Genomic DNA, 5,847 nt, shown 5'->3' with positions numbered 1-5,847 from the left:
TATTCAACGTCGCTGCGACGTTGGACCCGACCTTGATCACGGCGACGCTGATCAAGCCGGGCATGAACTGCAATGTCGAACTGGCGCCCACGACCCTGAGCGGGGCCGTCGTCGCGCCGCTCAGCGCGGCTATCTCGCGGACGGTGAGTCCGACAACCCTTACCGCCACCGCCCAGGCCATCGCCGGGGCGGTCGTCGCCGTGACCCACGGGGCAGTGACGGCGGCGGGACGCTGGCGGCATCCCTGGCCGCAAACCCTGGCCAAGGCCCTGGGAGCCACGACAGGCGCGTCGAGCGCCGGGGTGGCGGTGGGCGGCGCGGTCAACGCGACCTTGGCCGTGACGGGATCCAGCGCAAGCGCCGGGGTCGGGATCGTCGCGGCGTCGGCGGTGACCCTGAGCGCGACGGGCATCGGGGCTGCTGTCGGGGTTGGGCTGTCGGCGTCGGCGGGCCTGGTGCTTGGACCCACCCTGCTGGTCGCCACCCTCGGAGCAATTGTCGGCGCTGTGGTCGCGCGGACCCTAGGGGCGACCACTGCGTCTGGCGCCATGGTGGCGCCCATCGCCGCCAATGCCACCCGCACCCTGGGCTCGGTGACAGGATCGAGCACTGCGTCAATCAACCTGGCGGCGGCGGCCGGGATCACCCTGGCGGCGACCTCGGCCACGGGGGTTGTGCAGGTCGCCCTGGCCATGGCCGCCAGCCCGGTGCTGGGCGCGACAGGCATAGCTGCGACAGTCGCGGCGGCGCTTTCGGCAGGGGCCGCGCCGGTGCTTGGGGCGACCGTCGTGGCGGCGAGCGTGGCCGTCAGTCTGGCCTCGATCGTCAATCGCGCTCTCGGCGCGACGGTCGGAGTGGGGACGATGTCCGCGCCGATCTCGGCCTCGGTGCTGAAGACGCTTGGCCCTTCGCTTGTCAGCAGCACGGCCGGGGTCAACGTGGCGGCGGCCGTCGGCGTCACCCTGGCGGCGACATCCGTGGCGGCGTCCGTTCAGATCGCCCTGGCCGCCACGGCCGCGCCGACCCTGGGCGCGACGGTCGTGACCGGGGCCGTGGGCGTGGCCATCGCGGCGGCCGTGAGCCGGGCGCTGGGCGCCACGTCCATGAGCTCGTCGGCCCGCGCGGCCATCGCGGCCACGTCGACCAGAACCTTGGGGGCCACGTCCGGAGCGGCGACCGCCTCGGCTGCGCTCGCGGCCATGGTGGCCACGGTGCAGGGCGCGACGAGTGCAGCGGCTTCAGCCGGCGTCGCCCTGGCCGCCGCCGCCGGGATCGTTCTGGGCGGAATTGGCCGGACGATCACCGCAGGCGCGGCCATCGCAGCCGCAAGCGCGATCACCCTGGGCGGTATAGGCCGCACGATCACCGCGGGCGCGGCCATCGCCGCCGCCGTGAGCCGTACCTTGGGCGTGACCGCCCAGGCCGCTACGGCCAGCGTCGGGATCGCCGCCGCTGTTTCTAAGGCCCTGGGCGCGACGACGGGCGCCGCGACCGCGTCGATCGCGCTGGCGGCCAGCCTGGCCAAGACCCTGGGGGCTACCTCGATCGCCTTCACCGTCCGCGCCATGCGCCGGCGGCTCGTGATGCTGGTGCGCTCCCTGCGCCCCTAGCCGTTTTCTGATTTTTGAAAGGAGAGCCCGATGGCCGACAATCCCGGCGAACCCAATCTGCTTGCCGCCCTGGCCAAGCTTGCTCCACTGACGCCCGGCATTGCCGGCGCCGTGATGAGCATGGCGTTCGGCGAGCACCTGACGGTGCGCGGCAAGAGTTTAAGCGTCTGCTTCGGCCTCGCCTGCGTCCTGTGGCTGGCCCCGGCGGTGATCGCATTGCTCGGCGCCGTGTGGCCGTGGGGCCATATCCCACCCGAGGTCGGACGGGCGGTGACCTTTCTCACCGGCCTGTTCGGGATGATCGTCTTGGCTGGCCTGGTCCCCTGGCTGACCAAGGTGGCCGGAGATCCGCTCGCCCTGCTCAAGGTGCGGATCACCACGGGGGAGGGCTGATCATGTCGCCGTTCCTCGTCGTGTCTGTCGTCCTAGCCGCAGCGGTGGTGCTGATGATCGCCACCATCGCTCTGTTGGGTTGGGGCGGTGTGCTCTCGCAGGCCCAGCGCCTGGGCCTGGCCGCTGTCGCCGCCGGCATCGCCTGGGCTGGCCCGGGACGCGCGCTCGGCCGAGGCCCGGGCCTGGGCGATCTGCTGATGCTGCTGGGCCTAGTCGTCTATCTGGCCGCCACCTATGGCCCGGCGCTGTTCCACAAGGCCGATGGCCTGGACGGCGTCACCGATGGCCGCATCGGGCCGTCCAAGGGCCGCTGAGCCCTCTTCACACCCTCACATCGTTAGAAGGAAGAAGACCATGACGGATCCCGCATGGATCGTGGTCGCGCGCGCCCTGATCGGCACGCGCGAGGTTCCCGGCGTCGGCAATAGCCCGGTGATCATGAAGATGGCGGAGGGCCTGGGATCGAAGATCCTGGGCATCGCCTATGGAGGCGATCACGTTCCCTGGTGCGGCCTGTTCGCCGCGCACTGCATCAACGCGATCGGTCTCAAGCCCCCACCGATCGCTATCCGGGCTTCGGCCTGGGCGACCTGGGGCGTGGCCGTGCGGCCCTGTGTCGGCGCGGTGCTGGTCTTCAGCCGGCCTGGCGGCGGCCACGTCGGCTTCTATGTCGGCGAAGACCCCGTCGCCTTCTTCGTTCTGGGCGGCAACCAGGGCGACGCGGTCAAGATCATCCGGATCGAAAAGAACCGCATGGTCGCCTCGCGCTGGCCGGCCGGCAAAGCGGTGACCTCGACAGCGGTGGTGATCAAGGGGGAGGGCGGCGCCTTGAGCCGCAACGAGGCGTGATGCTGGGCGCGCTTTGCAAGGTCGTTGGGGTGCGCGGAGCTTTCGGCTTGGCCTTGGGCCTGATGGTCATGGCCGGCTATGAGCGCGCGCCCTGGGGCCTGGCGGCCCGCCTCGACCGATCAGACTCGGCGCGGACCCGGGCTGCCCTGGCCCTGACCCGGGCCGGCGGCGCGCTGACCCTGGCGGCGGATCAGATCCGCGCGCGTGACAAAGCTATGAAATCAAATGGCCGGGGCGAGGCGCTCGACGCCGCCGCGACGGCGCAATTCTGGAAAGGACAATGCCGTGCCGCCTATGACGCGGGCTATGCTTCTCGCAGCTGCTCTGGCCCTGCCGCTGATGACAGGGTGCGCGACCTTCAGGGCCTCTGGTCCGCCGGCGCCTATACCGGCCGACGCGCCGCTGGTTTGCCCGGCCAGCCTGGCGGCTGACATCGAGCCTGAACCCTTGCCGCCGCCCGGGATCGACCCATCAACCCTGCCGCCGGGGTTGAGCGCATTTCTGTTTGGCGAGTGGCTGCCCTGGGCGCGGGGAAATGTGCAGCGGCTGGATCGGGCGAAGGTCTGGTGCGAGGGACGAGTGCTACATCACGACAAACACCGTTGAAGGCTTCTTCTCGGTCTTCAAGCGCGGCATGGAGGGCGTCTATTAGCATTGCGGCAAGAAGCACCTGCACCGCTATCTGGCGGAATTTGACTTCCGCTACTCCTACCGTTCGGCGCTGGGGCGATAAAACCGGCGCCCCCTAAAAAGGACTAGGTCATAATCGTCATGCTTGCCCATGCGATAGGGGGAGGGATGGGAATCCGCAACCAACTCGGTTAGATGGCTTTATGGCCACCCTAACATATTACATGGACGAAACTGGAAATCGTCAGCCCGACAAGAAAAGCGATCTCTCGCGACTAGGTAGAGATTGGTTCGGTCTGGGCGGATTCATCATCCGAAAAGAGGATGAGATAGAGGCAAAGCGCCTGCACGACGAGATCGTTGCTAGCTGGAATGTGAAATCTCCATTTCACTTCACTGACATGCTTGCCGAGAAGAAGGGCTTCTCGTGGCTGGGGCGTTTGTCGCAGAGAGAGCGAGATCAGTTTTGGCTGGATTATAAAGCTTTTCTATCAGCCGTTCCTGCCCTTGGGACAGCCTGCATTATTGATCGCCCGGGCTACGTGGCGCGTGGCTATATTGAAAAGCATCCTGGTACGAAATGGCTGCTTTGCCGCAGCGCTTTCGATATTACGATCGAGCGGGCGGTAAAATATGCCGTTTCTATCGGGTGCAAACTTGATGTAGTTTTTGAAAGCGATATTGCAATCAACGATACCGTGAAGGGCTACTTTGCAAATCTAAAAGAAAATGGCTTAGAGTTTGACAAAGATAACTCCGCGAAATACGCGCCTCTTTCTAAAGAGGTGTTTGCCGAGACTTTAGGTACAATTGAATGGAAAACCAAATCGTCCAGAATGTTGCAAATAGCGGATAGTTATATCTACGCTATAGCAAGACAGCGTTACGATCGATCGTTCCATGTTTTCAGACAGTTGAGGGACAGCGCTAAAATCATCAATTTTGCGCTACCAGACACCGAAAGCATCAAGGCGATGGGCATTAAATACTACTGCTATTAACGAAAAAGCCGGGGATAAACCCCGGCTTTTCGCGGCCCCCATACGGTGAACCTAACAGGCAATGCCTAGGATCATATATAATTCCGTAGGCCTTAACCGCAAGTGAAAAACGAAATAGGCGCGAATCGGTTGCAAGCTCTTTCGTTTTCTCACTGCTCCGTTAGCGGCGACGCGAACCCGGTTCGCCCGCGAGTCCCGCTGGTTATAGCCATCCACGGCTACAAAGCTCAAGTTCCGGCTCTTGATTATCGCCGATGCGCTGGCCGCACCTGCCGACCCACGGTCTAAGCGCTGCTCCCCGAATTTACTCCGTAAAATGCGAACACGGTTCCGCCTACCTAGTACGAAGCTGGAAGCTTCTCAGTTCACCCCAAGTCGGCCTTCAAGCTCGCTGATGCGGTCTTCCTGATCCGATATTTCGGATTCAAGTTGATCAATCCGCTCGTCGGCTTTCTTCAGTTCATCATTGTTCGAAATAGACATTTCGTAGGCAATTTCGCGCTTGGATTTATCGCTTTTTATCTTAGAATCCCATGTGGCTAATCCCCAGATGGCAAATCCAATAACAAGCGCATAACCGAGAAATCGCCCAAGCGCGTCGCTCATACCAGCCCCCATAAAATATCCGTACCGGTAGCATAGACCGTGGCTTGCGACCGGCCCAAATCTGGGTTTGCGAAGTACATATACGCCGGAAGCGGTGTTATCCGCCGGTTTCTAAAGTTGGATCCGGTCATTGGAGCCTTGGCTTGTGTATTTGTGCCGATTTTTGACGCGCTGAATGCTCCGAATAGGCGGGCCGATTCACGTTCAACCGTCCTTCTTTAGGCCTCGCGCCACCACCTGAAGGGCGCCGTCTGGCAGAGGGCGCTGCAGTTGGCGGGCTTCCGGCCATGGCTCAGCCATCCACGCTTCTCGCTCATCCTCGGTCGTCAGGATGACCGGCATCGCCTTGGGATGAACCGCTCCGACCTCGGTATTTGGCGCCGTGGTCAGGAAGGCGAATAGATCGCAGGTTTCCTCACCCGTCTTGATCTTGCGCACGCTGGTCCATTGCGGCGCCCAGATCCCGGCGAAGAAGGCGAGGGGGCGATCCTCAGCCAAGGCGAACCAGATGTCGCCGCCGGCGTCGCGGTTGAATTCGCTGAAGCTGGTGAACGGCACAAGGCACCGATGCTCGACGCCCAGCCAGCGCTTCCAGTGGCCGCTGTCGGTGTTGCGCACATTGGTCGTGCCGCTGTCGGGCTCCAGACGGAGCAACTCTGCAAAGTCGACGTCGCGCCCCTTGGCCCGGAGCTTGTCAGCCCGCTTGGTCGCGGCGTCGAGCAGCGCCTTCCTCGCAGGCATGCCCCAGGCATGCCCCA

Annotated in this window: 8 protein-coding genes and 1 pseudogene; 7 read left to right on the top strand and 2 right to left on the bottom strand. The window is 63.9% G+C overall.

The genetic code is table 11. The features are described from left to right. The 7 genes and pseudogenes from CSW58_RS06155 to CSW58_RS06125 form a co-directional block, all read left to right on the top strand. The coding region (locus CSW58_RS06155; protein WP_369825095.1) for a hypothetical protein at nt 1-1,610 on the top strand (1,610 nt) is incomplete at its 5' end. A gap of 30 nt (nt 1,611-1,640) precedes the next feature. Beyond that, on the top strand, nt 1,641-2,003 hold the full coding sequence (locus CSW58_RS06150) for a hypothetical protein (protein WP_099446693.1): 363 nt from the start codon (nt 1,641-1,643) through the stop codon (nt 2,001-2,003). Between the two features lie 2 nt (nt 2,004-2,005). Then, on the top strand, nt 2,006-2,317 hold the full coding sequence (locus CSW58_RS06145) for a hypothetical protein (RefSeq protein ID WP_099446692.1): 312 nt from the start codon (nt 2,006-2,008) through the stop codon (nt 2,315-2,317). Nucleotides 2,318-2,357: 40 nt separating this feature from the next. After that, nucleotides 2,358-2,852 carry a TIGR02594 family protein gene (locus CSW58_RS06140; protein ID WP_161494575.1) on the top strand — a complete coding sequence of 165 codons (495 nt, stop codon included), beginning with the start codon at nt 2,358-2,360 and terminating at the stop codon, nt 2,850-2,852. Beyond that, nucleotides 2,852-3,283 carry a hypothetical protein gene (locus CSW58_RS06135; RefSeq protein WP_143755104.1) on the top strand — a complete coding sequence of 144 codons (432 nt, stop codon included), beginning with the start codon at nt 2,852-2,854 and terminating at the stop codon, nt 3,281-3,283. Before CSW58_RS06140 ends, CSW58_RS06135 begins: the two co-directional genes overlap by 1 nt. 155 nt (nt 3,284-3,438) lie before the next feature. Next, nucleotides 3,439-3,579, top strand: a pseudogene (locus CSW58_RS06130) (transposase); the annotation flags it as partial. Between the two features lie 127 nt (nt 3,580-3,706). Then, the gene (locus CSW58_RS06125; protein ID WP_161494574.1) at nt 3,707-4,483 is read left to right on the top strand and encodes a DUF3800 domain-containing protein; all 777 of its coding nucleotides are present in this window, start codon (nt 3,707-3,709) and stop codon (nt 4,481-4,483) included. A 360-nt stretch (nt 4,484-4,843) separates the two neighbouring features. Here the strand turns inward: CSW58_RS06125 and CSW58_RS13705 are convergent, their stop codons facing one another. Both CSW58_RS13705 and CSW58_RS06120 read right to left on the bottom strand, forming a co-directional pair. Then, nucleotides 4,844-5,089, bottom strand: a complete 246-nt coding sequence (locus CSW58_RS13705; protein ID WP_143755103.1) for a hypothetical protein — start codon at nt 5,087-5,089, stop codon at nt 4,844-4,846. A 204-nt stretch (nt 5,090-5,293) separates the two neighbouring features. Beyond that, nucleotides 5,294-5,847: SOS response-associated peptidase family protein (locus CSW58_RS06120; RefSeq protein WP_099446688.1), on the bottom strand; the 554-nt coding region annotated here is incomplete at its 5' end.

This window comes from Caulobacter sp. B11 (genome assembly GCF_002737765.1).
Classification (GTDB): Bacteria; Pseudomonadota; Alphaproteobacteria; order Caulobacterales; family Caulobacteraceae; genus Caulobacter.
Note: the sequence above shows the minus strand (reverse complement) of the source record. Positions and strands in the feature narration are given on the sequence as shown.

Bases quoted from the DNA above. Each gene is read 5' to 3' on its own strand.
- CSW58_RS06150 (WP_099446693.1), top strand. From the start codon at position 1,641: ATGGCCGACAATCCCGGCGAACCCAATCTGCTTGCCGCCCTGGCCAAG.
- CSW58_RS06145 (WP_099446692.1), top strand. From the start codon at position 2,006: ATGTCGCCGTTCCTCGTCGTGTCTGTCGTCCTAGCCGCAGCGGTGGTG.
- CSW58_RS06140 (WP_161494575.1), top strand. From the start codon at position 2,358: ATGACGGATCCCGCATGGATCGTGGTCGCGCGCGCCCTGATCGGCACG.
- CSW58_RS06135 (WP_143755104.1), top strand. From the start codon at position 2,852: ATGCTGGGCGCGCTTTGCAAGGTCGTTGGGGTGCGCGGAGCTTTCGGC.
- CSW58_RS06125 (WP_161494574.1), top strand. From the start codon at position 3,707: ATGGACGAAACTGGAAATCGTCAGCCCGACAAGAAAAGCGATCTCTCG.
- CSW58_RS13705 (WP_143755103.1), bottom strand. From the start codon at position 5,089: ATGAGCGACGCGCTTGGGCGATTTCTCGGTTATGCGCTTGTTATTGGA.